Annotated in this window: 20 protein-coding genes and 1 pseudogene; 19 read left to right on the forward strand and 2 right to left on the reverse strand. The window is 39.9% G+C overall.

Annotated elements, in window-relative coordinates; all coding sequences use genetic code 11:
• Positions 1 to 12: 12 nt before the first annotated feature.
• The 5 genes and pseudogenes from PO903_RS10955 (at position 13) to PO903_RS10975 (ending at position 2,766) form a co-directional block, all read left to right on the forward strand.
• Entirely contained in the window at positions 13 to 441 is a 429-nt protein-coding gene (locus PO903_RS10955) for a YomQ N-terminal domain-containing protein (RefSeq protein ID WP_273593426.1), read from the forward strand.
• 1 nt (position 442) lies between these two features.
• A complete protein-coding gene (locus PO903_RS10960) occupies positions 443 to 562 on the forward strand; it encodes a CD1375 family protein (protein ID WP_273593427.1) in 120 nt (39 codons plus the stop codon).
• A 90-nt stretch (positions 563 to 652) separates the two neighbouring features.
• Positions 653 to 1,087 (forward strand): annotated as a pseudogene (locus PO903_RS10965) (phage holin family protein); the annotation flags it as partial.
• A 331-nt stretch (positions 1,088 to 1,418) separates the two neighbouring features.
• Positions 1,419 to 2,384: a glycoside hydrolase family 25 protein gene (locus tag PO903_RS10970; protein ID WP_273593428.1), complete on the forward strand. Its 966-nt coding sequence runs from the start codon at positions 1,419 to 1,421 to the stop codon at positions 2,382 to 2,384.
• Positions 2,385 to 2,490: 106 nt separating this feature from the next.
• Positions 2,491 to 2,766 (forward strand): holin, encoded by a 276-nt coding sequence (locus PO903_RS10975; protein ID WP_273593429.1) that lies wholly within the window; start codon positions 2,491 to 2,493, stop codon positions 2,764 to 2,766.
• Between the two features lie 363 nt (positions 2,767 to 3,129).
• Here the strand turns inward: PO903_RS10975 and PO903_RS10980 are convergent, their stop codons facing one another.
• Positions 3,130 to 5,034: a 5'-nucleotidase C-terminal domain-containing protein gene (locus tag PO903_RS10980; RefSeq protein WP_273593430.1), complete on the reverse strand. Its 1,905-nt coding sequence runs from the start codon at positions 5,032 to 5,034 to the stop codon at positions 3,130 to 3,132.
• Between the two features lie 483 nt (positions 5,035 to 5,517).
• Between PO903_RS10980 and PO903_RS10985 the strand changes: the two genes are divergently transcribed.
• From PO903_RS10985 to PO903_RS11005, 5 genes are all read left to right on the forward strand, one after another.
• Complete coding sequence (locus PO903_RS10985; protein WP_069326160.1) at positions 5,518 to 7,137, forward strand: ABC transporter substrate-binding protein; 1,620 nt, start codon at positions 5,518 to 5,520, stop codon at positions 7,135 to 7,137.
• Between the two features lie 23 nt (positions 7,138 to 7,160).
• Positions 7,161 to 8,165: an ABC transporter permease gene (locus tag PO903_RS10990; protein WP_069326159.1), complete on the forward strand. Its 1,005-nt coding sequence runs from the start codon at positions 7,161 to 7,163 to the stop codon at positions 8,163 to 8,165.
• 11 nt (positions 8,166 to 8,176) lie between these two features.
• Entirely contained in the window at positions 8,177 to 9,070 is an 894-nt protein-coding gene (locus tag PO903_RS10995) for an ABC transporter permease (protein WP_069326158.1), read from the forward strand.
• Positions 9,071 to 9,350: 280 nt separating this feature from the next.
• Entirely contained in the window at positions 9,351 to 10,763 is a 1,413-nt protein-coding gene (locus PO903_RS11000) for a deoxyguanosinetriphosphate triphosphohydrolase family protein (RefSeq protein ID WP_273593431.1), read from the forward strand.
• Between the two features lie 59 nt (positions 10,764 to 10,822).
• Positions 10,823 to 11,770, forward strand: a complete 948-nt coding sequence (locus PO903_RS11005; RefSeq protein ID WP_273593432.1) for an MsnO8 family LLM class oxidoreductase — start codon at positions 10,823 to 10,825, stop codon at positions 11,768 to 11,770.
• 142 nt (positions 11,771 to 11,912) lie between these two features.
• Here the strand turns inward: PO903_RS11005 and PO903_RS11010 are convergent, their stop codons facing one another.
• Positions 11,913 to 12,866, reverse strand: a complete 954-nt coding sequence (locus PO903_RS11010; RefSeq protein WP_069326155.1) for a D-2-hydroxyacid dehydrogenase — start codon at positions 12,864 to 12,866, stop codon at positions 11,913 to 11,915.
• 203 nt (positions 12,867 to 13,069) lie between these two features.
• On the opposite strand from PO903_RS11010, the gene thpR reads away from it, so the two are divergent.
• From thpR to tsaB, 9 genes are all read left to right on the forward strand, one after another.
• Positions 13,070 to 13,642 (forward strand): RNA 2',3'-cyclic phosphodiesterase, encoded by a 573-nt coding sequence (thpR, locus tag PO903_RS11015; RefSeq protein WP_273593433.1) that lies wholly within the window; start codon positions 13,070 to 13,072, stop codon positions 13,640 to 13,642.
• A gap of 276 nt (positions 13,643 to 13,918) precedes the next feature.
• Entirely contained in the window at positions 13,919 to 14,767 is an 849-nt protein-coding gene (locus PO903_RS11020) for a cell wall hydrolase (RefSeq protein ID WP_137220931.1), read from the forward strand.
• Between the two features lie 135 nt (positions 14,768 to 14,902).
• The gene (locus PO903_RS11025; RefSeq protein WP_069326196.1) at positions 14,903 to 15,589 is read left to right on the forward strand and encodes a metal-dependent hydrolase; all 687 of its coding nucleotides are present in this window, start codon (positions 14,903 to 14,905) and stop codon (positions 15,587 to 15,589) included.
• A 584-nt stretch (positions 15,590 to 16,173) separates the two neighbouring features.
• Positions 16,174 to 20,775, forward strand: coding sequence for a glutamate synthase large subunit (gene gltB / locus PO903_RS11030; protein ID WP_273593434.1), 4,602 nt, complete (start codon positions 16,174 to 16,176; stop codon positions 20,773 to 20,775).
• Between the two features lie 300 nt (positions 20,776 to 21,075).
• A complete protein-coding gene (locus PO903_RS11035) occupies positions 21,076 to 22,020 on the forward strand; it encodes an ABC transporter ATP-binding protein (protein ID WP_137221425.1) in 945 nt (314 codons plus the stop codon).
• On the forward strand, positions 22,020 to 22,799 hold the full coding sequence (locus PO903_RS11040) for an ABC transporter permease (RefSeq protein WP_273593435.1): 780 nt from the start codon (positions 22,020 to 22,022) through the stop codon (positions 22,797 to 22,799). Before PO903_RS11035 ends, PO903_RS11040 begins: the two co-directional genes overlap by 1 nt.
• 180 nt (positions 22,800 to 22,979) lie before the next feature.
• The gene (cls, locus tag PO903_RS11045; protein ID WP_273593436.1) at positions 22,980 to 24,410 is read left to right on the forward strand and encodes a cardiolipin synthase; all 1,431 of its coding nucleotides are present in this window, start codon (positions 22,980 to 22,982) and stop codon (positions 24,408 to 24,410) included.
• Positions 24,411 to 24,562: 152 nt separating this feature from the next.
• Positions 24,563 to 25,060, forward strand: a complete 498-nt coding sequence (gene tsaE / locus PO903_RS11050) for a tRNA (adenosine(37)-N6)-threonylcarbamoyltransferase complex ATPase subunit type 1 TsaE (protein WP_137220923.1) — start codon at positions 24,563 to 24,565, stop codon at positions 25,058 to 25,060.
• The gene (gene tsaB / locus PO903_RS11055; protein ID WP_273593437.1) at positions 25,057 to 25,899 is read left to right on the forward strand and encodes a tRNA (adenosine(37)-N6)-threonylcarbamoyltransferase complex dimerization subunit type 1 TsaB; all 843 of its coding nucleotides are present in this window, start codon (positions 25,057 to 25,059) and stop codon (positions 25,897 to 25,899) included. Before tsaE ends, tsaB begins: the two co-directional genes overlap by 4 nt.

The following is a 25,899-nucleotide window of genomic DNA, read 5'->3' on the forward strand; positions in this document are numbered from 1 at the left end:
GAGGTTAATTCCATGAAAGCTGTACCCAAAGTAGACGCAAATGGTCTATATATCGAAGATGTTATTCAGGACGATACCTTTAGTGGTATCGTCCCTTTTTATACCGATCCAACAGATACCGAATCTTCTGTAGTTAGTTATCTGATCGGAACTGCTGTTCCATCTGGATTGTATCAACCGAAATGGGACTTGGACAATGAGCAATGGGTGGAAGGGCTAACACAAGCAGAGATTGATGGATTAAAAGAATTATCCAATAGTCAACCTACAACTAATCTAACACAAATGCAACAAGAACTGACGAATACCCAGTTAGCCCTAGCCGATACGTTTGAACAGTTGGCTACTTCTCAACAAGAAACGACTAATCTCCAGCTGGCTGTCGCTGATCTGTATGAACAACTCACGAGTGTAACTTCAGCTCAAGGAGGTGGCAAGTAATATGGCTGCAATTTATGTAAGTCTAATTCAAAAAGGCTTAAAAACTATTGAAGATGTACCTACGTATCAGGGGATGCGCAATCAGGTACAACAATTATTGAATAGTGTAAAAGAATCTTAAATCTTTTCCCAAAGCCTCCGGCATTACGCCTGGAGGCTCTTTTTTAGCCTAATGAAGCAACATACTACACAATAACAGGAGGAAAGGTCCATGGGTGGGGAGGTTGAAGCCATTGTCAAATCGGTATCGACTGGTGCGGGGGCCATGATCGGGTACTTTTTCGGGGAGTGGAGTGTAATGATCAATCTACTATTGATGCTTGTCATCGTCGATTGGGTAACAGGATGGGCAGCTGCATGGATTAATGGAGAGTTAAAAAGCCGGACAGGTTATAGAGGGATCGCTCGCAAAGTCGCTATTTTCGTGATGGTTACGATCGCTCATTTTATCGATAAAGCGGTAGGGGATCTGCATTATTTTCAAGATGCTGTCATCTTTTTCTATTTAGCGAATGAATTGTTATCTGTGATCGAAAATATGGGACGGATGGGTGTTCCAATGCCTAAAGTATTACGTCATGCTGTGAAAATATTCGAATCGCACAGTGGAGAAGATGAACCCAATGAAGATACTAATTCTTCTTTGAATCGATCTAACTCTTCAACAACAACTATTAACTCTACAACCAATAGACAGATTGAGCCTGATATAAATGGAAATGTAGAGCCTAACGATTCGCACAATGACCCATCTCATCCAACAGCTGATGATAAGCCAAAGCAAGATGAAGATACAACCGTTACTGACGAACTGTCTCCAATGACACAAGCTGAACGAGATCAGCAATTTGTACGTAAAGAAAACACGTTAGAAAATTTCATTTTTCCAGAGTGATATTATTGCTCATCGTAATCTATAAAGAACATGAGTCTCACACTAAATCGAACCACAAACAAAGTGAAAAGAAGGTGAATCTATGCAACCCAAAACACCTGATGGTGCGCAGGGGATTGATGTATCTCACTGGCAAGGAAGCATCGACTGGAACAAAGTCAAAGTGGATGGGAAACATTATGCGTTTATCAAAGCAACAGAAGGTACCCGGAATAAAGATGCTAAATTCATTTTTAATATCAAAGGTGCTAAAGCTGCTGGATTGTTAGTAGGGGCTTACCATTTTTTGAATGCTACCAGTCCAGCAGTAGCCAGACAAGAAGCGAACCATTTTGTGCAAAGACTGCAAGAGATCGGTGGAGCCAACGTATTGGATTTTCCGCCTGTACTCGACTATGAGAACAATCCGGGTCGACTGGATAAAAGTACGATTAGCGCTATTGCTAGAGCTTTTTTGGAAGAGGTAGAGCGCTTAACAGAGGTCAAACCTATGATCTATACAGGTAATGCTTTTGCGGCTAACTTTGATACCTCACTAAGCTCATATTCGTTATGGATCGCAAGATATAGCACCACACGAATTCCGGATGATTGTACTGCATGGAAGTCATGGGATTTTTGGCAATATTCTGATTCTGGATATGTTAGAGGAATCGGTGGTAATGTCGATCTCAATATTTACAAAGGAACACTAGCCCAATTGATCTCTACGTATGGCAAAAATCCAGAAGAAAAACCAACCGACAAAGGAGATGAACCGATGACAGCCGAAGAGAAAAAAGCATTTCAAGCTTTAGAAGCTACAGTCAAAGCACAAGCTGAACGCATTGCTGCATTAACAGACAGTCGGGATTTACTCAAAACCAGTATTAACAAAGTAGATACTCGTATTCAACTTATCGAACAAACGCAAAAAATGGATATCCCTACATGGGCAAAAGAAGCAGTAAGTAGCGCATTAGCTACAGGTGTTATTCAAGATCCAGAAGGCGGTAGTTATGACTTTTATCGCTTGTTAACTGTATTGCATCGCAAAGGTCTGATTTAATACCCTCTGCGTAATATGAATATTTCTATGCATGAATAGCTATAGGCAAATAAACAAATAAAAATGATATTAATAAACTTTTTGAGAAATAGAAAGGAGAATAACGATGGAAGAATTAAATATTGTTTTAGCCTTTGCATCTACTTTATCTCTGATCATCTTGGCACTTGTACAAGCACTCAAAACAGCAGTAGCTATTCCTAAAAATCTAATTCCAGTGATTGGCATTGTGATCGGTGTAGGTATTGGCGCGGTAGCGTATCCGTTTACAGAATTGGGATTAGTTCCTCGTCTATGGGCAGGTGGACTTGCTGGTTTATCTGCAACCGGATTATTTGAATTAGCTTTTAATCCGAAAGTAGGAACCAGTAAAAGCATCTAATAGTGTAATGTACAGATTCTATGATTTTTAAAATGTATGTAGACACAGTAAAAAGATCCTTGGTATATCACTATATTGGTAAGTGAGTACTACCTATCTAGTTTACGATATAAAAAGCATGTCTAGATCTAGAAGAGAATGAAACGATGGAAGCTATTCGACTCATTGTTGAATATTACTGCTATTCATACTATCTTTTATTTTTCTAAATGGATAACAAAAAAAGGATCTGGAATAATCCAGATCCTTTTTAATTTGAAAGTTACCACATTTACGTTGAAAGCTACCAAAGTGCGTTATGGAATAACTTCTTTGTTTACATATATCCGATGACTCTTATAGCATCTTTATGAACAGATTAGCTTAAGATGCAGCTGTTGCAGTCATAGCAGGTAATTGAAGTTTTTGACCTGGATAAATCCAGTGTGCATTCGTAAGATCGTTAAGATCACGTAAAACTTTCCAAGTTGTAGCATGATCTACAGCGATTGAATACAATGTATCTCCCGCTTTAACAACATAAACATCGCTTGCTGCTGGAACCGGTTTGGTAGGAACTGGTTTTACAGGCGTTGCTGGTTTAGTTGTAGATGGCTTAGTAGGAACTGGTTTTGCCGGAGTTGCTGGCTTGGTTGTAGATGGTTTAGCAGGAACTGGCTTCGCTGGAGTTGCTGGCTTAGTAGCTGCATCTTTAGCAGGCATTGTTGCTTCGCTAATTCGTCCATCTGTTTTGATATTGACTTTGCCCAAAGACTGCATGTATTCGATCAATGCTTCGTCTAATGAACCGTAAATACCTGTTTGTGCTTTTCCTTTGAACATCGTGTATTCGTCTCCGCCTACAGCCATAAAGTCGTTGGTTGCTAGACTATACGTAGCTTTCAAATCAAGTGGTTTACCAGCTACAGTGACAGAGTGGACACGATCGCCTTTTTCTTTCGCTGTATCAATTTTGTAAGTCATACCTGAGACTTGAGTAAAGGCACCTTTTTCGTTCGGGAAATCGCTAGCACCGTTATTCAATGCTGCTAATAGTTCAGCACCGGTTACATTGATCGAAACGATTAGATTACCAAAAGGAAGAACAGTGATCACATCACCTTTGGTCACTTTACCGGCTGCGATTGAAGCACGGATACCACCACCGTTAGTAATCGCTACATCTGTACCCGCTGTTTTGCGCATAGCATCTGTTAACAGATCACCAAGATTCGTTTCACCTGCACGAACTTGAGTACGCTCACCGTCTAATTTGACAGAAGATTCAGCAACCGTTTCTTCAAGGATCGACTTTTGTGATTCTTGAATAGAACTTACAAGTGCTGCTACTTTAGGATCTGGAGTAACATTTGCTGCTGCTTTTTCGTCTAATACATAAGCTTGTTTCTTCGTGACTTTACCACCATCTACCCATAGATCGATAACACCCATATGTTCACCGTATTCGCCTGTACTTGCGATCAGTGTTCCATTTTCGGTTTGACCATTTTCAAGCAAAGTATGGCTATGGCCATCGATAAATACATCAATACCTGGCACTTCTTTAACTACTTTCAAGCTTGTGTCTGTACTGGATTGGTCCATACCTAAATGTCCCAAAGCCACAATCACATCCACTTTACCTTGTAGTTCAGCTACCATTTTTTTAGCAGCCACCGCAGGATCAGTAAATTCAACATCTGTTACATTTTTAGGATTTGTTTTGTAAGCTGTTTCAGGCGTTTCTAATCCGAAAATACCAATTTTGACTCCGTCCAATTCACGGATAATATAAGGTTCGAATGGAGAAGTTCCATCTTTTTCAACAATGTTAGAAGAAATGATAGGGAAGTTCGCCATTTTGGAAAGTTCTAGCAAACGATCATAACCATAATCAAATTCATGATTACCCGGCTCCATTGCAGCATAACCCATAAGGTTCATTGTTTGAATAACGCTTTCACCTTTAACCAGTGTTGCAAAAGAAGTACCATGAATCTGATCTCCGTCATCTAACAACAACGTATTCGGATTCGCTTCACGATACAGATTAGCAATTCCTGAAAGTTTGGCGTATCCCATATAAGGAGTAGCTTCTGTAGCATGAGCATGAACATCATTCGTATGTAAGAGAGTGATATGCTTCCCAGTACCAGCATCTTGCTGTACCTGTTGATTAATACCTTCTACCGTAAGTGATGAAGGTACAGCCGCAGACATGATGCTTGAAAAGCTCAAAGTCAGCAATGCTGACGCAGCTATTGATAAAACCGTTTTCTTTTTTAACATATGAATAATATGCCTCCCTTTTGATTGTATTCTACTTATTCTATCAGCTAATTGTTAACAGTGTCACTAGGTTTCCATAAACTATTTGTAAAAAATATAATAAAAGTTAGTTAATATGACATTATGTATATAAACGTAGTCACAGCAAAGGAAATTAGAAATTTAAAATCAAAGTATATTGCGAGAACAAAAGAAAATAGAACTCAAATAAAAGAAACATCCATATAATAAAACCGCAATAAATCGATATTACTGTCGTATGATGTAGCCTTTTGTAACAAATAAACGTTTTATGTGAAAAAACATTGCCAAACAAGTAACAATGATGTAAATTAAGTTCAACCTGTGGTCAATTCCAATTTTAGCCATCATTCTCAAAATACATATACAAGAGAATATGTTGGATAAAAAGGATTGAGTACGTATCCATGATTTTCCAATTCAGAAGGGAGTTTGTTGCTTGTGAAAAAGGGATTATTGTTAATGTTTACGTTGATGCTTACGTCTGTTTTATTGTTGGCAGGTTGTACCGGAAACAAATCAGCTACAACAGCACCAGAAGCAAATGGAACAGAAGAAACCGCTGCTACAGGAGGCGGAACATTAATTGTAGGTCGTGGTGGAGATTCAGCCGCACTCGATCCAGCCATTGTTACTGATGGCGAATCGCTTAAGATTGCACAACAAGTATTTGATACACTATTAGATTACAAAGAAGGAACAACTGAAGTTATGCCATCTCTCGCAGAAAGTTGGACGATTTCAGAAGATGCTTTAACGTATACTTTTAAATTGCGTGAAGGTGTCAAATTCCATGACGGTACTGATTTTAATGCAGATGCTGTTGTGTTTAACTTCGAACGTTGGAGTGACACCAAAAGTAAATATAAATTCGAAGGCGATTCCTTCGATTATTATGATTCCATGTTTGGACCGGAAGAAGAGCGCGTTATTGCAAGCGTAACCGCAACTGATCCAACAACGGTTGTATTCAAATTAAACAAACCTCAAGCTCCATTTCTCCAAAATCTAGCGATGACTTGTTTTGGGATTGCAAGTCCTAAAGCGATTGAAGATGAAAAAGAAAATTTCAAATCCAATCCAGTCGGTACAGGTCCATTTGTATTTAAAGAATGGAAACGTAGCGATTCAATCACACTCGACAAAAATCCTAACTACTGGCAAGAAGGATTGCCAAAAATGGATCAAGTCATTATCCGCTCTATTCCCGATAACACTGCTCGTTACAATGCCCTTCAAAACGGCGAAATTGATATGATGGAAGATTTAAGTCCAGATGATCTGGCAAGCTTGGAAGCCAATCCAGCTCTTCAAAAAATCAATCGTCCACCATTCAATGTTGCTTATCTCGGTTTTAATACAACCAAAAAACCATTTGATGATCCTAAAGTGCGTGTAGCACTAAACCATGCTGTTGATAAACAAGGTCTAATTGATGCGTTCTTCGCAGGACAAGCAGAACCAGCTGTCAATCCAATCCCACCTACATTATGGGGATACAACAAATCAGTAGAAGATTATCCATATGATTTAGCCAAAGCGAAGCAATTGCTAGCTGATGCAGGCTACCCGAATGGAATTGAGCAAGAATTAACGTTTTATGCAATGCCTGTACCACGTCCGTATATGCCAGATGGACGTAAAGTAGCAGAAGTCATTCAAGCAAGCTTTGAACAAATTGGTGTCAAAGTGAAAATTGAATCTCCAGAATGGGCAACGTATCTGGAAGATTTGAAAAATGGTACTAAAGACGATCTATTTATTATTGGTTGGACAGGTGATAACGGTGACCCTGATAATTTCTTCTATCCATTACTTGATAAAGATTCTATTGGTGGTAACAACTACAGTCAATATGATAGTAAAGAATTCCATGACTTGGTGGTTAAAGCTCAACAAGAGACCGATCAAGCTGAGCGTAGTAAGTTGTATGAACAAGCTCAAGTCATTGTGAAAAAAGATGCACCATGGGTTCCATTGGTACATTCTACACCGCTACTCGCAGCTAAGGCTGAATTGAAAGGTTATGTACCTTCACCAACCGGCTCAGAAGCATACACCAATGTGTATATCGAACAATAAAAGCATGGTAGGTGATCAACGACATGGGTTCTTACATTTTGAAGCGTCTGATTGTACTGATTCCAGTATTGTTAGGAATGACTATTATTGTATTTTCGATTATCCATGCGATTCCAGGTGATCCGGCAGATACAATTCTAGGTGAAAAAGCGACAGAGCAATCTAAGCAAGCTTTGCGTGAACAGTTAGGATTAGATCGTCCGTGGTTAGAACAGTATTTTGCTTATTTGGGCGATTTACTGACAGGTGATCTAGGAAGTTCGATCCGCACGAAGGAGCCTATTTCGCAAGAAATAGGTCCTTACCTAGCGGCAACGATGGAATTAACAGTAGCTAGTATGTTATTTGCTATCGTTATCGGGGTAAATGCAGGAATTGTCAGTGCTTGGAGACATAATTCATGGTTTGATTATATTTGTATGATTATTGCTCTTGTAGGTGTATCGATGCCGATTTTCTGGCTAGGCTTAATGGAGCAATGGATTTTTGCAAATAAACTGCATTGGTTACCTTCTATTGGGCGGCTCAATGTACGTGAACCGTTAGAAGCTGTGACAGGATTCTATGTGATTGACGCTATTATTTCAGGGCAGACTTCGCAGTTATGGACAGTCATTAAGCATCTTGTTTTACCTTCAATAGCACTCGGAACGATTCCTATGGCAGTGATTGCACGGATGACACGTTCCAGTATGTTAGAAGTAATGCAATCTGATTATATCCGTACAGCCAAAGCCAAAGGATTATCTCAATTTTATGTCGTTTATCGACATGGGTTGAAAAATGCGTTTATTCCAGTCCTGACCGTTATCGGTCTTCAGACAGGAGCACTTCTGGGTGGAGCCGTATTGACCGAGACGATTTTCGCTTGGCCAGGCGTAGGCAGATATATTTATGAAGCAATTAGCAATCGTGATTATCCGGTAATCCAATCAGGCATTTTAATTATTGCTATCATTTTTGTTGTTATTAATCTGCTGGTAGATCTGCTGTATGCCTTATTTGATCCACGTATCCAGTACAAGTAAGAGGTGATTAGATGACACAAGCATCCCTGAATACCGGATCAGGTGGCAACGTCAAAGAAGTAAAGTCTGGTCCCTGGCGTGATGGTATACGTTCATTTATGCGTAACAAAACAGCCGTAGTCGGATTTGCAATTGTAGTGTTCTTTATTATACTGGCTTTACTTGCGCCGCTTATTTCGCCTTACGATTACAAAGCACAGGTATTGTCTGAACGTCTGCAAGCTCCATCCGCTACACACTGGTTTGGCACAGATGATCTAGGCAGAGATATTTTAACCCGTACACTGTATGGAGCACGTATTTCATTATGGGTTGGTTTTGTATCGGTGATCGGTTCTATTATTATCGGTACTTTTTTAGGAATACTGGCTGGATTTTATGGTCGTTGGGTAGATATGATCATCTCGCGTGTGTTCGATATCTTGCTCGCTTTTCCAGCTATTTTGTTAGCTATTGCAATTGTAGCTATATTAGGACCTTCTTTGCAAAATGCGCTTTATGCGATCGCTATCGTCAATATTCCGACTTATGGTCGGTTGGTACGATCGCGTGTGCTTTCATTACGGCAAGAAGAATTTATTACAGCGGCTAGAGCGACAGGTGTTCGAGATGCACGGATTTTGTTTAGACATATTTTGCCGAACAGTCTAACACCGATTATTGTACAAGGTACTCTAGGTGTAGCGACAGCGATTATAGAAGCCGCAGGATTAGGCTTTCTAGGAATGGGTGCGCAACCCCCTGAACCCGAATGGGGCAAAATGCTATCCGATTCACGTCAGTTTATTCAGACGGCTCCGTGGACTGTTATTTTTCCAGGGGTATCGATTTTGCTGACTTCTCTTGGATTCAATCTTATGGGCGATGGATTACGGGATACATTTGATCCACGAATGAAGCGTTAATCTTGAGCTAACTGTATAAAAGGAAAAGAAGATATACGAACCGTTTGTAGGCTCGTGTATCTTCTTTTTTGATTATAAATAGAGAAGTGCTAAATTTTTTCTTCTATAATATACTGTCATTTTGTATCGTATATTTTTCAGTGTAAAATGGGTATAAATAGTTTACGATCTAGATAGACATGGATTTGTAACCGTGCTTTACTTTGATAAGTGAGCAAAAATGTGTATAATCACTCCAACCATGTATAGACAATCGATATAGAGATATAGGAGAAACCATATGGAAAATAATTTGAAATCGATGCGTGAACACCGTCAATACACCGAAGACAAACATGAAGCTTCCAGAGAAGCATACGAACGTGATTATTCACGTCTTATCCATTCACCTACTTTTCGCCGTTTACAAGGAAAATCACAGGTGTTTGGAGCAGGTACCGGTGATTATTACCGTACACGATTAACGCATTCTTTGGAAGTAGCGCAGATTGCAAGACAAGCCGCCAAAAGTCTGCTTAGTCGTTATCCTGAAATTGATGAATCGGCTGCCAGTAATCCAGGTCTGATTATTCATCCTGAAGTGGTCGAGTGCGCTTCGATCGCTCATGATTTTGGACATCCTCCGTTTGGGCATAAAGGAGAAGAAGTACTGGAAAGCATTTTAGAAAATTTAATTACAGAGAAAACGCAAAAAGCGTTGAAGGGCAAAAAAGTAACGCCTGCTGAACGTGAAGCTGTGCGTCAGCAAATGCGAGAGAAATATGAACATTTTGAAGGCAATGCACATAATTTTCGTTTGATTATGTTTTTGGAAAAGCGTGAAAACTTAGATGGGCTTAATCTGTGTGATGCAGTACTACTTGGAATTAATAAATATCCGTATACCGGTATTGTTAACAAAAAAGGGCTGTATCATCGGGAATGGCAATATATCCATGAGATTCGTCAACAATGGCAAATTCCTGATCGCAAAATTACACTGGAAGCGCAATTGATGGATTTGTGTGATGATATTGCTTATTCTGCTCATGATCTAGAAGATGGGATCAAAGCAGGCAAGATTGAAGTACATGAACATTTTATGCATGATCCGTATACACATAAATTAATTATTGAAAAAATTATGACACTTGAAGATCGCTTCTGGTTAGGATGGAGTCGTGAAAGTATAGCGGCTAAAGTGGATGAAGTGCTTACAGCTTATTTGCGTATTTGGCGTGAAAAACTGCCTGTCTGTGATCATGATTTTTCCCGTACTCGTCGCGAAGTGAAGGCGTACTGGGTCAGTCATTTTGTCAGTCATCTAGGTGTAATTGATGATGGAGATTGGAAAAAGGTAACTTTTATCAACGATCAATCAGAAGATGAAGATCTGTTACGAACTGTAAGTGTACTCAAAAGTTTTGCATGGGTGACAATGATTCGTGATCTACGGGTACAACGATTGCAAAAACGCAGTGAATGGATTATTCGTCGCTTATGGGATGCTTTTCTGGATCAAGAATCGTCTGTTTCGATTATTCCTTCCGATTGGTTACAACGATTTGAACGTGATCAATTAAGTCCTAACCCGGTATGGACATGGGAACGAATGGTCATTGATTATATTGCGGGAATGACTGATGCTTTTGCTGAAAAAATTTATAATGAATTGTATGGGCTCAAAGTGGGTTCGATATACGATCTTGATTAAATCGTATTCTGTCTACCGAAGCATATATATAGAAGAAACATCATAGAAGAGGTGAGACCATGAAAGCAATATCCCTTGGTATTCTAGATATGTCACCTGTATTAGAAGGCGTATCGGTTGAAGAAGCTTTACAACAATCTGTACGATTAGCACAAATGGCAGAAGAACAAGGTTATGAGCGATTCTGGTTATCTGAGCATCATGATATGGCTGGACTTGCTTGTACAGCACCTGAAATTATGATCACTTATATAGGAGCACATACGTCTACAATACGTCTGGGTTCTGGAGGTGTATTATTACCTCATTACAGTGCACTCAAAATCGCAGAAACGTTTCGGATGTTATCTGCGCTTTATCCAGGAAGAATCGATCTGGGTATTGGACGTGCACCGGGAGGATCAGCCCATGCATCGATTGCGCTAAGTGGTAATTATTTAGCGCATGTTTCCCAGATGCCTTCATTAATGCAAGACCTTACTCAATTATTGCAAAATAACTATGAGATTGAAGGCGGACAAGTTCAGGCAAGACCGATTCCTGCGCAAGAGCCAGAATGTTGGTTACTGGGCACGAATATTAAAAGTGCAGGTTTGGCTGCTGAATATGGAACAGGATATGTTTTTGGATATTTTATGAGTGATAATGATGGTCAAAAAGCGATACAACATTATCTTGATCAATATCAATCTACCTCATTGCAATCTCATCCTAAAGTCATGATGGCGATATCTGTTATTTGCGCAGATACGCAAACAGAAGCAGAGCAATTATATGAGAATTGGAAAAGTAATTCGCAAGCACAGGGAGGAAGTACCGAAGAATCGCCATCTCCTATTGTAGCGAGCACCGAAAATATTATTCAGCAACTTCAACAATTACAGACAGAATATAAGGCGGATGAACTATTAGTGATTTGTCCATTACAGACCTATGATGAACGTATCGGCGTGTATCAAAAAATTGCTGAAGCGAATCAATCGGTATCTTCATTTTTAGCACAATAAACTACTAAAACTGGAAATTATCATAGGGAACAATGTGATGTGATCAATTGAATAAATAATCGAACCGTTGAATAAATGATACTTTTTTACACAACAAAAAGACTCGCCCTTTACTGAGGAACGAGTCTTTTTGTTATTTTATTTAATACTTTTTACCATAATCAACCAGATTAACAGGAAGAGTCTGATTTTCTTGATATGATTTTAAATTGGTTAAAAAGATATCTAAAACACGTTCTGTATAATGTTCATTACTGCCAGCAATATGAGGAGTAATAATGACTTGTTCCATATTCCATAACACATGATCTTCAGGCAAAGGTTCTGGATCGAACACATCAAGTCCAGCGCCTGCAATCACTTTTTCTTCCAAAGCATGAACCAATGCATCGGTGTCCACTGTAGAACCACGCCCGACATTAATAAAAATAGCATTTTTCTTCATCGCTGCAAAACGTTCTTGATTGAACAATTGCTGTGTCTCATCGGTCAGTGGCAAAATATTCACCACATAATCAGCTTCAGCGAGAGCTGTATCTAATTTATCCATTGTATACATCTGTTCAATATATTCTGTTGCTTCACCAGAACGCCGAACACCGATTGTATGCATACCGAATGCTTGAGCAAGTCGAGCTGTTTCTTGTCCGATATTACCAACACCTACAATAGCGATCGACTTTCCTTTGAGTTCAGTAAATGTTCCACTGGTATCCCAAGTCTGTTTACTTTGCTGACGAATAGCTTGATGAAAGTTGCGAGAAAATGCAAGCATATATCCAAAAATCTGTTCGGAGATAGGAACGGTATGTACACCATTCGCACTGGTCAACTGCACTTGTTTATGATGCAATTTTTCTAAAGGCATATTATCTACACCGGCTGACCATGTTTGAATCCATTTAACCGGACAGTCCTCCGCTAGAATATAATCGGCTAACTTTTTAGACCATCCTACAATAATTTCTGCATCTTTAAAAAGAGAGGCATCGGCTTGTTTAGCAGGAACTGCTTTTAATTGGTATTGGGGTGCTGTGGATTGAATCTGTTGTTGTTGAGCTTCATCTAGTTCTTGTAGAAATAGAATAGTAGACATCGTATTCCCTCCCTGAGTGATCAATCTGATCGATCTATGACCTTTTTAAATCATATCAAATAATAACCCGCACACCAAATCAGAAACTACGCATTACTGTAGTGTTTTGCAGATTTGGAGCAATTGGTGTATACTAGGTGGAAGTAATGATAGAACGTGTGTTCGTTAATAAGAAGGTTTGAATCAAGGAGGTGATATGAATCATGGGTACACAATTAGGACAAGAGCGTATTTTTGTTGCTTTGCGAGTAGGTCAAGAAGCATCAGAATCGTTAAGTCATTGGAGTGCTTCTATACGTGAGACATATCATTTTCGTAAATGGACACATCCACAAGACTTGCATATCACGATTCAGTTTTTAGGTGATGTGTGGGAAGAAGAAATAGAAACAATAAAGCATGCACTTTATCAGGTCGCAAAGCAAAATCATTCCTTTGCTTTGCAGTTAGGATCATTAGATACATTCGGTCTGATCGAAGCGCCCAAAGTATGGTGGGTACAGCCTGAAGGTGATCTTCAATCTTTGGATCATCTACAAAGTGAAATTGGGCACACTTGTACAGCATTAGGGTATTCCCCGGAAGATCGTCCGTATCGTCCGCATATTACAATCGCTCGTAAGTACAAAGGTGAGATTCCTTTTCCAGAGCTTGAACATTCTTTTGAATTGCCGTCACTTTCATGGCAAGTTACAGAGATTGTATTGTGCAAAATACGAGTAGGATCTCACCCGACTTATGAAAATTTAGCAACATTTCCGTTGTTGACCAAGTAACCTATACCTAATATTGCTTATTTGTCAATTTGACAAAAGATAAGTAACTATACTACTATACGTTCTGCTGCAATTTTGTAGTTGAAGGCGGGATGGAAATCGAATTTTCATAGAGCTGAAAATTCAAAATTAGGTTAGTCACTTCGACTTGTAATCGAATATTCGAGTGAATCATAAAATGACAAAATGATTCAAAATTTGATCGTTGGTGTATTCAAATGAAATCGGATAGGTTACATAGAGGATGGAGTAAGCTAACAATATTGGAGGAAAAAAATGGAGTTTATTAAACGCAATCAGTGGATTACGCCGTTGCTAGGCGTGCTTTTTATATTTGTAATGTCTATGCCTTTCTGGATGGATAACCGTACAACCCAAGAAGAAACATTTACCGAGTTGCCTATGTGGGGAACTAAGCCTGTAGTAGCTTCTGCATCTACACTAGAAGCAAGGACAAATATAAATTTTGTCACCTGGAATAATACCCATACCAAAAAAGTCGTCAAACAAGTCAAAGCAGAAACTGTGGCCGCTCAAGCAAAAGTGACAAAAGCTAAAAAAGTAGCAGAGCAAGCCAAAATAAAAACAGCTCATGCAAAAATTAAAGCAGCGAACGCACGTTCAGCCAAAGCGAAAGCATCGTCAGGCATTGTAACGGCAAGTTCGTCTATTAATCATTCAACTCCAACCCACTTATACTTTACTCGGACTGAGCTACTTAACCAGAAGGAGAAATCCGAAGCAACCTGGACCTACGCGCTGTCTAGTAAAGATCGGCTACTGTTAGAACGTATTGTTATGGCAGAAGCTGAAGGCGAACCGTACGAAGGCAAAGTGGCAGTTGCCAACGTTGTCTTGAATCGGCTACGGTCAGCTAATTTTCCCAAAACTATCAAAGATGTTATTTATCAAAGATACCAGTTTTCGCCTGTAAACAACGGTAGATTTGATCGTGTTCAGCCTAATGCTGACTCTGTTAAAGCAGTAAGTGAAGCTCTATCCGGTCATAAACAAGTGCCTGATGATACGTATTATTTTGTATCTTTATCTCTAGCAACTGACGATACGATTGAACGTACACGTACCAAAGTGGTGCAAATAGGGCATCATACTTTTTTTAAGTAAAACCACGAAATGTGCTGGTTTGTTTTATTTTGCTCTTTTCTAGTTTATAAGAAGTAGAGGAATTATACTTTCATGTATGAGAATGATAAGATCAATTCTGAAGCATATGAATCTATTTCGGAGGTGCATTTATTTATGAAAATCACATATTACGGTCAGTCTTGTTTACTGGTTGAACACGATGGGAAAACAGTTATTATTGACCCTTTTCTTTCAGGTAATCCGCATGTAAATGTTTCTCCAAAAGATATTAAAGTGGATGCGATTATTTTGACTCATGGTCATGGTGATCATTTTGGAGATACAGTAGAAATCGCTAATAACAACAATTGCCCTGTGATTGCAGTCGTAGAATTGGCTCAATACACAGCAAGCAAAGGTGTTGAACATACAGTAGGAATGAACCTTGGGGGTAGCAAACAATTCGATGGGTTCAAAGTGAAGTACACGTTGGCATTCCATTCTTCCTCGATTGAAGAAGGCGGTCAAAATATTTATCTTGGAGAGCCTGCCGGTATTTTGTTAACAATGGGTGACAAGACGTTGTACCATGCAGGAGATACAGCGCTATTCGGAGATATGAAGTTAATCGGCGAATTGAATCATATTGATGTGGCTGCATTGCCAATCGGAGATTTCTTTACGATGGGACCTGAAGATGCCCTTCTTGCTGCTAAATGGATCAAAGCGAATCAAGTGATTCCGATCCACTACAATACATTCCCGCCAATTGAGCAGGATGCTCATGCCTTTGCAACAGAATTGCAACGGGATAATATCAAAGGATTACCACTAGAGATTGGTGAAAGTGTAGAGATTTAAGTAACGTCTACATGTTAACTTTGTAATAAAAGAATGAATCTTTAGATAAATAGTATAAACCCGTATCCAAATCCAAAGCCTACCTTTACTATAAAAGGGTAGGCTTTATTTTTTATCAAAAAGAATAAAATAATGAATCTACATATATATTAAATATTAATTTTAATGTATAATAATACACTATATTATTAAGTAGCTTATACGATACGTTATTGCACTAATGCTTTGACGCAAAATAATATTTTATCAGAACTATAAAAATTTTGAATTGCCACGATGTCAGGTCAGTGTTAAAATGAGATAACTAATCCAGGGTAAGAGCATAAACACTTGTGCTATGTATAATCTCTCTTAGTAGAGATTCGGATAATTATACTACTACTATTCATTTCTAATATCATATTCAGAGAGGCTGCTTCCAACCATCTGTATCGTAAATGTACGTATACAGGTCGTGATGATTGGAAGAGCAGCCTGTTTTGTATACCCTGTCTTTGAGCTTGCGATCTTCAATGTCGTCCTCGTAGTGCCGTCCACTGGCTGTTCTCTTGACATCTTATTTCATAATAGAAAGGTTGCGTATTATGAACATTACAGGTTTGCCTCCAAAACAGGGGCTTTATGATCCTCAATTTGAAAAAGATGCTTGCGGTATGGGTTTTACTGCACACATCAAAGGAACACCTAGTCACCAGATCGTTAGCCAGGCGCTGACGATGCTTGAAAATATGGAGCATCGCGGTGGTCAAGGTAGCGAGCCGAATTCCGGTGACGGAGCCGGTATTATGGTACAGATTCCTCATCGCTTTTTTGTTAAAGAAGCCAAAGCACTTGATTTTGAATTGCCAGAAAAAGGTCAGTATGGTGTAGCGATGGTGTTCCTCTCCCGTGATGAAGAACTACGTAACCGTCATGAAGACCTGTTGAAAGATATTATTGCTCAAGAAGGACAGGTTCTTCTAGGTGTACGTACAGTACCAACAGATGACAGTACACTTGGCAAATCCGCCAAAGATGCGAAGCCAGTCGTTCGCCAATTTTTTATTGGAAGAAGCTCAGAGTTACAAGCTCAAGATGAATTATCTTTTGAACGTAAATTATATGTGATCCGCCGTTTGGCAGAACGTCATATTCGTTTTGCTAGTGAACCGGGTGGAGAAACATTTTATATCCCAAGTTTGTCTTGTCGTAAAGTCGTATACAAAGGCATGCTGACAACGATTCAAGTGGGCGAATTTTATTTGGACTTGCGTAACGAAGAATTCGAATCAGTGATGGCATTGGTTCACTCCCGTTTCAGTACAAATACATTCCCGAGTTGGGATCGTGCCCATCCATATCGCTTTATGATCCACAATGGTGAGATCAATACGATGCGTGGAAACGTAAACTGGATGCATGCTCGTCAATCTCTGTTCGAGAGCGAAGTATTTGGTGATGATATCGATAAGATTCGTCCTGTTATTAATCCAGATGGATCCGATACAGCGATGTTTGATAATACATTAGAATTTTTGTATCTGAATGGACGTTCATTGCCACATGTTGCGATGATGATGGTTCCTGAACCGTGGAGCAATCATGACAGTATGGATGCGAAGAAAAAAGCATTCTATGAATATCATAGTTGTCTGATGGAGCCGTGGGATGGACCTGCTGCAATGGCATTTACCGATGGTATTCAGATCGGAGCAACACTTGACCGTAACGGTCTGCGTCCAGCACGTTATTATGTCACTAAAGATGATCGTATTATTCTTTCGTCTGAAGTGGGTGTGCTTGATATTCCGGCAGAAGATATCCTGTACAAAGATCGTTTGCGTCCAGGTCGTATGCTACTTGTCGATACAGCAGAAGGTCGTATTATTTCAGATGAAGAAATCAAAGATAAAATTGCTTCAGAACAACCGTATGGCGAATGGCTAGAAGAGCATTTGATGAATTTGGATGAAATTCCAGATGCGCCAGAAGCGATTCAACCAGACCATAGCAATATCGAACAATTGCAATTGTCATTTGGTTATACATTTGAAGAATTGCGCAAAGTATTAGAGCCTATGGCATCTACAGGTGCAGAAGCGATTGGCTCGATGGGATATGATGCACCGCTTGCGGTATTGTCTGATCGCCCGCAACGACTGTTCAATTATTTCAAACAGATGTTTGCACAGGTAACCAATCCTCCTATCGATTCGATTCGTGAAGAGATTGTAACGTCAACTGCAACATCTATAGGACCTGAACGCAATTTACTAGATCCACAACCGGAAAGTTGTCGTCAGATTATTCTGAATACACCGGTATTGTCGAATGAAGATTTTGCTAAGATCCGTCATGTTCGTCGTCCGGGATTCAAAGCGATGACCATTCCTATTTTCTACACCGCAGCAGAAGGTGCAGAAGGATTGCGCAAAGCACTGGATAATTTATGTGCAGCAGCAGATCGTGTTATTCGTAAAGGTCATAATTTCTTGATCCTTTCTGATCGTGGTGTGGATAAAGAAAATGCGGCTATTCCTTCGTTGCTAGCTGTTGCTTGCTTACATCACCATTTGATTCGTCAAGGAACAAGAACCAAAGTCAGTCTATTGCTTGAATCAGGCGAACCGCGTGATGTGCATCATTTTGCATTGTTGTTAGGTTACGGTATCAGTGCAGTCAATCCGTATCTGGTATTTGAATCGTTGCAAGATATGATCAAGCAAGGGTTACTACGTGGTATTTCACATGAAAAAGCTGTGAAAAACTATGTTAAAGGTGTAACCAAAGGCGTAACTAAAATTCTGTCCAAAATGGGGATCTCAACGATTCAGTCTTACCGTGGTGCACAGATTTTTGAAGCTGTAGGCTTGCAGCAAGATTTTGTTGATCAATACTTTACATGGACAGCTTCTCGTATTGGCGGTATTGGTTTGGAAGAAGTAGCCGCAGAAAGTCTGTCTCAGCATTATCGTGCATTTACAGACAAAGATGGTAACGATAAAGTATTGGATTCCGGTGGTGACTATCAATGGCGTAATGACGGGGAAAAACATTTGTTCAACCCGCAAACGATCCATTTGTTACAACATGCAGTCCGTACTGGTGATTATAAATTGTACAAAAAATATGCAGCTTTAGTTGAAGGTGAGAATGAAGAACGTCTTACACTGCGTTCTATGCTCAAATTTAAGCCTAATGGTGCACCGATTCCTTTGGAAGAAGTAGAGCCGATTGAATCGATATTCAAACGCTTCAAAACAGGCGCAATGTCGTTCGGTTCAATCAGTCAAGAAGCGCATGAGAGTCTGGCTATCGCAATGAACCGGATCGGTGGTAAAAGTAATACCGGTGAAGGTGGAGAAGATCCTGCTCGCTTTGTTCCTGATGCGAATGGAGATTCACGCCGTAGTGCTATCAAACAGGTTGCTTCTGGACGATTTGGTGTCACATCAAATTATCTGGTCAATGCGGATGAAATTCAGATCAAAATGGCACAGGGTGCTAAACCGGGTGAAGGTGGACAATTACCAGGACGTAAAGTGTATCCTTGGGTAGCAGAAGTTCGTGGTTCTACACCAGGTGTAGGTCTTATTTCACCACCACCGCATCATGATATTTATTCGATTGAAGATCTAGCTGAACTGATCTATGATCTCAAAAATTCAAATCCACGCGCAGATATCAATGTAAAATTGGTTGCTGAAGTAGGAGTAGGTACGATTGCGGCAGGTGTTGCTAAAGGTCGTGCAGATATTATTTTGGTAAGTGGTTACGATGGTGGTACAGGTGCGTCTCCACAAGGTTCGATTCGTCATGCAGGCTTACCGTGGGAATTGGGTCTAGCAGAGACACAACAAACATTGATTATGAACAATCTTCGTGATCGTGTTGTGTTAGAGACAGATGGTAAAATGCTGAGTGGACGCGATCTAGCAGTAGCAGCTCTATTAGGCGCAGAAGAATATGGTTTCTCTACAGCTCCATTGGTAGCATTAGGCTGTATTATGATGCGTGTCTGTCAGATGGATACTTGTCCTGTAGGTGTAGCTACTCAGAATCCAGAACTCCGTAAAAACTTTACAGGTGATCCTGCTCATGTTGTTAACTTTATGAGATTTGTAGCGGAAGATTTCCGTGAAATCATGGCAGAGCTTGGATTCCGTACCGTACAAGAAATGGTTGGACGTATGGATTGTCTGGATGCTGTCGATGCCGCAGAGCATTGGAAGAAAAAAGGTCTGGATCTGTCTGTATTGCTTCACGAGCCTAAGCTTGCAGAAGGCAGTGAACGCTATAGAGTTCAAAGACAGAATCATCAATTGGAAGAGACATTGGATATGCAACAATTGGTTCCTCTGGCGACTCCAGCTTTGGAAAATGGAACTCGTATTGAAGCCGATCTTGCCATCTGTAACGTGAATCGTGCGACTGGTACGATTCTAGGTAGCGAGATTACACGTAAATATGGCGCAGCAGGTCTGCCAGAAGATACCATTACATTTAACTTCAAAGGATCAGCAGGTCAAAGCTTTGGTGCATTTGTTCCTAAAGGAATGACGCTCAAAGTGGAAGGCGACTGTAATGACTATGTAGGTAAAGGATTGTCTGGTGGTAAATTAGTGGTTCGTCCAGATGCCAAAGCTACATTTGTAGCAGAAGACAACATTATTATCGGAAATACGGCTCTGTATGGCGCTACAAGCGGCGAAGCCTATATTAATGGTATCGCAGGCGAGCGATTCGCTGTACGTAACTCTGGGGCAAACGTTGTGGTTGAAGGCGTGGGTGATCATGGTTGTGAGTATATGACAGGTGGACGTGTCATCGTTCTTGGAGATACAGGTCGTAACTTTGCAGCAGGAATGTCGGGCGGTATCGCTTATGTGCTTGATCCAGATCGTAGCTTCGTTGAGCGTTGCAATCTTGAAATGGTTCTACTCGAATCCATTGAAGATGCAGCCGAACTAGAAGAAGTACGTACTCTGATCGAACGTCACGTAGAGTACACAGGTAGTCAAGCAGGGCAACGTGTATTGCAGGATTGGAATCAACAATCTCAAGACTTTGTTCGTGTTATTCCAAAAGACTACAAACGGATGACCGAGCAGATTCAAAAAGTTCACGATACAGGCTTAACAGGCGAAGCCGCTTTACTGGCAGCCTTTGAAGCTAATATGCGCGAACTGGCACGTTCCGGTGCATAGTCTATTTTCTTCACTAGGATGGTTGCTGGCACTTTTCGACTTTTTAGAATAGAAAAGAGTTAGATCATTTTATGCTTCAACATTAAAGTTCATGTATCAAAGAACCTGTAATTACTGGAAGTATTCAGTAAGCAGGTTCTTTTTTTGCCTATATGATGTCTGTTCATAAACTGTGATACACTGGATAAAGATTTAGAGAAGTAGTGCCTATTTCGATTCATACTTAGAGCAGGAGGAAAATATATGGAATCCAACTCCAATCCGGTTGTACCTTCTACCGTACATATCTCCAAAGATCCAATGCCTGATTCCAATGAACATCATGGAGCAAATCATCTCCCTGTCGTTCAATTTCAGAATGTAAGCAAAGTTATCGGTGGCAAAACATTAATTGATCATTTAACTTTAGATATTCCAGCTGGAAAAGTATTCGGTTTTCTGGGTCCTAACGGAGCTGGTAAAACCACAACCATACGAATGATGGTTGGTTTGATGAGTATTACAGAAGGCGATATTTTGATTGATGGTCAAAGTATACGCACGCATTTTGAAGAAGCGATCGCTAAAGTAGGCGCCATTGTCGAAAACCCAGAAATGTATAAGTATATGACAGGGCGACAAAATCTAATGCAGTATGCGCGTATGTCTCCTGGAGTAGATCCTCAGCGAGTCGAAGAAGTAGTACAATTTGTAGGGCTGACCGGACGTATTCATGAAAAAGTAAGTACGTATTCACTGGGTATGCGTCAACGCCTTGGTGTAGCTCAAGCACTTCTTCATCGTCCCAAACTACTTATTTTGGATGAACCTACCAATGGACTTGATCCGCAAGGTATTCGGGAACTACGAGATTATTTGCGTGCATTAACTCGTGAAGAGGGGACTACTGTTTTTGTATCCAGTCATTTGCTCGCCGAAATGGAATTGATGTGTGATGCGATTGCAGTGATTGATGGCGGAAAATTAATCGATGTACGAGAACTGCATACGACTGCCGAAGCCGAAGCAGATCTGATCGCCAAAACAACAGTTATCTTCGAATTGGATCAACCCGAGCGAGCAGTTGAATTGACTTCAGTAGGACAGGTGCAAGGTAACACATGGACCATTGAAGCAGATCGTCAACAAGTCGCTCAATTCAATATGTTATTTGTAAGCAATGGCATAGCCGTATATGCGATTCGTCCAATCAAGCGAAGCTTAGAAGATCAATTCTTAGAGTTAACGCGGGGAGGGCAATTATAATGGATTTTTGGAGACTGGTGCACAACGAAAATCTCAAAATTGTACTTAAAAAGTCCACATGGATTTTGACGATCTTGATGATTATTGGATCACCGATCGTACCTATTTTTCTCAAATTGATCGATATTCCTTTTTCAGCACCTGACGTTATTTATCAGTCATTTAACTTATATTTTATTGTGATTATGTTATCGCTTATTATCGCTTCTGAATCGGTATCCAGTGAGTTTTCAAGAGGAACGATTAAGCTACTCTTAATTCGTCCGTGGGATCGTTGGAAAATTTTATTATCCAAATACATTTCAGTGATTTTATTTTCACTAGCGGCTACGATCGTATTTGTTATTTTAAATATAATCTTTGCTTATATCTTATTTCCGGTTTCAGGCAATAGTATTTTATCAGCAGCTTCATCGACACCGGATCTAGTGCTTACTACAGTCTACAATTACATTCGTGCATTAGTATTGATCACTGTTGCTTTTATGTTATCTTCTTTATTCCGTTCAACTGCATTGTCGATTACGATCTCAATTTTGCTTTATTTTTCGGGCAATACATTGAATGGTATTTTCCGTCTTTTTTTAGAGCAAGAACATCGTGAGTTTATTAAATATTTGCTTTCCACGAACTTGGATCTAACTCAGTATTTTGCTTCACCTACAGGAACATTCGGAATGACATCATTAGGGTTCTCTTTAGGCGTATTGCTCGTTTATATGATCGTGTTTATCGCAATCACATGGTTTTCTTTTGTAAAACGAGATGTACGAGCTTAAGTTACACCAAGCTATGATTAGAGATGCGCTATTCTTCTTTTGAAGAGTAGCGTTTTTTATATGGTAATAATTGCATTTAAATTTGTGAATCAACAGACAATGAGTTGGTTATATGGATAGAAGAAGTGATTGGATTATCGAACAAATTTGATTTGAAAGTTCAAGGAAAGGAAGCACAGTATGATTTGGATTGTATTGATTTGCCTTGTTTTTATTTGTCAGACAGGAATTATATTGATTCTTGAGTTTCGTCGCCCATCCAAAGCTGTTGCGTGGATGTTTATTTCATATTGTATTCCGTTTCTAGGATTTGTTTTGTATTATTTTGTAGCACGTAATTACCGGATTCGTCGTACGATTCGTAAAAAAGGAACGATTATTTTCCGCGAAGTTCGTCATCGGTTATGGAGACAATCACATGTAATACGTAAAGCACAAGATATGGGGAATCCCCATTTTCAAACCGAAGAGCGTCTATTCGGTCTTCTTTCTCATCTGACTGAAAATCCGATTACTGCATGTAACAATGTTAAAGTACTGACAGATGGTAAAGTGACATTTGCAGCGATGCTTCGAGCGTTAGAGCAAGCAGAACACCATATTCATATTCAGTTTTATATTTTTAGAGATGATATGATTGGCAAAGAATTCACTGATGTTCTGATTCGCAAAGCACAAGCCGGTGTGAAAGTACGAATGTTGTGCGATGGGTTGGGCAGTTATCATTTGAAATATACATTTGTCCGTCGACTAAAAGCCGCAGGAATAGAGTTTCATTTCTTTTTACCTCCATTTACTTCGTTTATTCAACGTGAAGTGAATTATCGTAATCATCGCAAAATTTTGGTGATTGATGGTGAAGTTGGATTTATGGGTGGATTAAATATTGGTGATGATTATTTGGGCTATGATCCTAAGCTGGGATATTGGCGGGACACTCATCTGGAGACACGTGGTGATATTGTTTATTTTCTACAGACGGTCTTCTTGGAAGACTGGGAATTTGCTTCAGGGCAACGGATTACTGATCCGATCTATTTTCCTAAGCATCAATGTGAAGGCAATGAACGAGCATTGATTGTATCGAGTGGACCTGATCGGAACTGGGATGCGATTCAAGAATTATGTTTTAGCGCGATTGCTGTAGCCAAGCAGCGTATTTGTATCACTACACCTTATTTTATACCGGATGCAGGCATCTATACAGCACTCAAAACAGCCGCAGTCAGTGGTGTACAAGTCGATATTATTATTCCGAAAATATCCGATTCACAAGTTGTTCATTATGCCTCGTTATCTTATATGCAAGAGTTGATGCGTGCTGGAGTGCGTATTCATCAATATGAAAAAGGATTTGTGCATGCCAAAGTGATGGTGATCGATGATCTACTGGCTTCAGTAGGTACAGCAAATATGGATATGCGTAGTTTTTATAGCAATTTTGAATTGGTAGCTGTTTTGGTAGAACCGTCGACTATAGAGCGCTTAATGGAAGACTTTGAACGTGATCTTGGACATAGTCGTCTATTGAATTATGAGCAGTTTATCAAGCGATCTCGTGTTCAGAAAACGATGGAGACGTTATCACGCATGTTATCACCACTTCTATAAAATAACCTGCTGATTGCTGAACGTATTTCTACAATGGTCTATGATCTTAACAAGGAATGGGATCAAGAATATGGTATAATCGCTCTATCAAACGATTTGGCAGACGATAGTTATTAGATATCGTATCACTTGTCATTTTAATGGAGGAACACATGTCTGAACGATTACCAGCAACATCATATACATTTACCAGTCAAAGCTTGGAAGATACCGATCAACTAGCTGCTTTTTTAGCCAAGCGTTCATTGCCTGGGACTATCATTACACTAGACGGGGATTTGGGAGCAGGGAAAACTCATTTTTCCAAATCATTTGCCCGTTATCTAGGTGTAACATCATTGGTGAACAGCCCGACATTTACGATCATTAAGGAATATGAAGGAAATATGCCTTTTTATCATATGGATGTATACCGGATTAGCGAAGATGAAGCGGCTGATCTGGGGTTAGATGAATACTTTTATGGACAGGGTGCTACATTGGTCGAATGGGCGAGTATTATTCCTGACTTATTACCTGCTCAGCGATTAGGGATCGAGATTACAGTCAATGAAGACAACACACGCAAGTTCGTCTGTACAGGTTATGGAGAACCTTATTCAGAGTGGTGTCGTGAGTTAATACAGAATGGAGTTAGTGACAATCAATGAATGAAATCAACGAACAGCCGCGCAAGCGGTTTTTGGTTTTGGATACATCTACAGCTTCTCAAAATGTAGCTGTTATGCAAGAAAATGAAGTACTTGTAGCTGAAAATAGTTATGCTGATCGCAATCATTCTGTCGGTCTGGTGAATGGAATCCAGAAGCTGATGGAACAGTCTAATACATCTCGCAGTGAATTAGCAGGTATTGCTGTAGGTGTGGGTCCTGGTTCATACACAGGTATTCGTATTGCGGTAACAACAGCCAAAACATTAGCATGGACATTACAGATTCCAGTCGTAGGCTTTTCCAGTCTAGCAGCGCTGGCTTGGAGTGGATATCGTGAGTATCTGTCTACCCATATAGAATCATCTGAATTATCTCAAACAACAGCATCCTCTCAGCCGTCCGTATGGATTATTCCACTGATGGATGGTCGCCGTGCTCAGGTATATACTTCGTTATTTGATATTCAATCTACGTCTACAGAATATACAGCAGAGACAGTAGCTTTGCCAAAGCGTATCGAAGAAGATCGGATTATGCTTATGGATCATTGGATGGATCAGATTGCTGCTCAGTATCAAGAGTTGCCTGAACAAGAACGTCCGCATCATATTTTGATCGTCGGAGAAACAGCTAACCATCAAGAGCGAGCAGAGCGTTTACAGGATGTTATTGAAGCGAAGATCACCATACTAGCATGTGGACTTGATGCAGGATGTGCAGGAGAAGTCGGAGCAAGTCTACTTTTAGATGGCAAATATGATGATACCCATCATTTACTACCCAATTACACACAACTGTCAGAAGCTGAAGCGAATTTGCTACGCCAGTCAAAATAG

It is taken from the genome of Paenibacillus sp. PK4536, assembly GCF_028594455.2.
Lineage (GTDB): Bacteria > Bacillota > Bacilli > Paenibacillales > Paenibacillaceae > Saccharibacillus > Saccharibacillus nuruki.

Excerpts from the sequence above, each read along its gene's own strand:
- gltB (WP_273593434.1), top strand. The coding sequence starts at position 16,174 with ATGAACATTACAGGTTTGCCTCCAAAACAGGGGCTTTATGATCCTCAA.
- PO903_RS11020 (WP_137220931.1), top strand. The coding sequence starts at position 13,919 with ATGGAGTTTATTAAACGCAATCAGTGGATTACGCCGTTGCTAGGCGTG.
- PO903_RS10990 (WP_069326159.1), top strand. The coding sequence starts at position 7,161 with ATGGGTTCTTACATTTTGAAGCGTCTGATTGTACTGATTCCAGTATTG.
- PO903_RS10985 (WP_069326160.1), top strand. The coding sequence starts at position 5,518 with ATGTTTACGTTGATGCTTACGTCTGTTTTATTGTTGGCAGGTTGTACC.
- PO903_RS10980 (WP_273593430.1), bottom strand. The coding sequence starts at position 5,034 with ATGTTAAAAAAGAAAACGGTTTTATCAATAGCTGCGTCAGCATTGCTG.
- tsaB (WP_273593437.1), top strand. The coding sequence starts at position 25,057 with ATGAATGAAATCAACGAACAGCCGCGCAAGCGGTTTTTGGTTTTGGAT.
- PO903_RS11005 (WP_273593432.1), top strand. The coding sequence starts at position 10,823 with ATGAAAGCAATATCCCTTGGTATTCTAGATATGTCACCTGTATTAGAA.
- PO903_RS11040 (WP_273593435.1), top strand. The coding sequence starts at position 22,020 with ATGGATTTTTGGAGACTGGTGCACAACGAAAATCTCAAAATTGTACTT.
- PO903_RS10975 (WP_273593429.1), top strand. The coding sequence starts at position 2,491 with ATGGAAGAATTAAATATTGTTTTAGCCTTTGCATCTACTTTATCTCTG.
- PO903_RS10955 (WP_273593426.1), top strand. The coding sequence starts at position 13 with ATGAAAGCTGTACCCAAAGTAGACGCAAATGGTCTATATATCGAAGAT.
- tsaE (WP_137220923.1), top strand. The coding sequence starts at position 24,563 with ATGTCTGAACGATTACCAGCAACATCATATACATTTACCAGTCAAAGC.
- PO903_RS11025 (WP_069326196.1), top strand. The coding sequence starts at position 14,903 with ATGAAAATCACATATTACGGTCAGTCTTGTTTACTGGTTGAACACGAT.
- cls (WP_273593436.1), top strand. The coding sequence starts at position 22,980 with ATGATTTGGATTGTATTGATTTGCCTTGTTTTTATTTGTCAGACAGGA.
- PO903_RS11035 (WP_137221425.1), top strand. The coding sequence starts at position 21,076 with ATGCCTGATTCCAATGAACATCATGGAGCAAATCATCTCCCTGTCGTT.
- PO903_RS11010 (WP_069326155.1), bottom strand. The coding sequence starts at position 12,866 with ATGTCTACTATTCTATTTCTACAAGAACTAGATGAAGCTCAACAACAA.
- PO903_RS10995 (WP_069326158.1), top strand. The coding sequence starts at position 8,177 with ATGACACAAGCATCCCTGAATACCGGATCAGGTGGCAACGTCAAAGAA.
- PO903_RS10970 (WP_273593428.1), top strand. The coding sequence starts at position 1,419 with ATGCAACCCAAAACACCTGATGGTGCGCAGGGGATTGATGTATCTCAC.
- PO903_RS11000 (WP_273593431.1), top strand. The coding sequence starts at position 9,351 with ATGGAAAATAATTTGAAATCGATGCGTGAACACCGTCAATACACCGAA.
- PO903_RS10960 (WP_273593427.1), top strand. The coding sequence starts at position 443 with ATGGCTGCAATTTATGTAAGTCTAATTCAAAAAGGCTTAAAAACTATT.
- thpR (WP_273593433.1), top strand. The coding sequence starts at position 13,070 with ATGGGTACACAATTAGGACAAGAGCGTATTTTTGTTGCTTTGCGAGTA.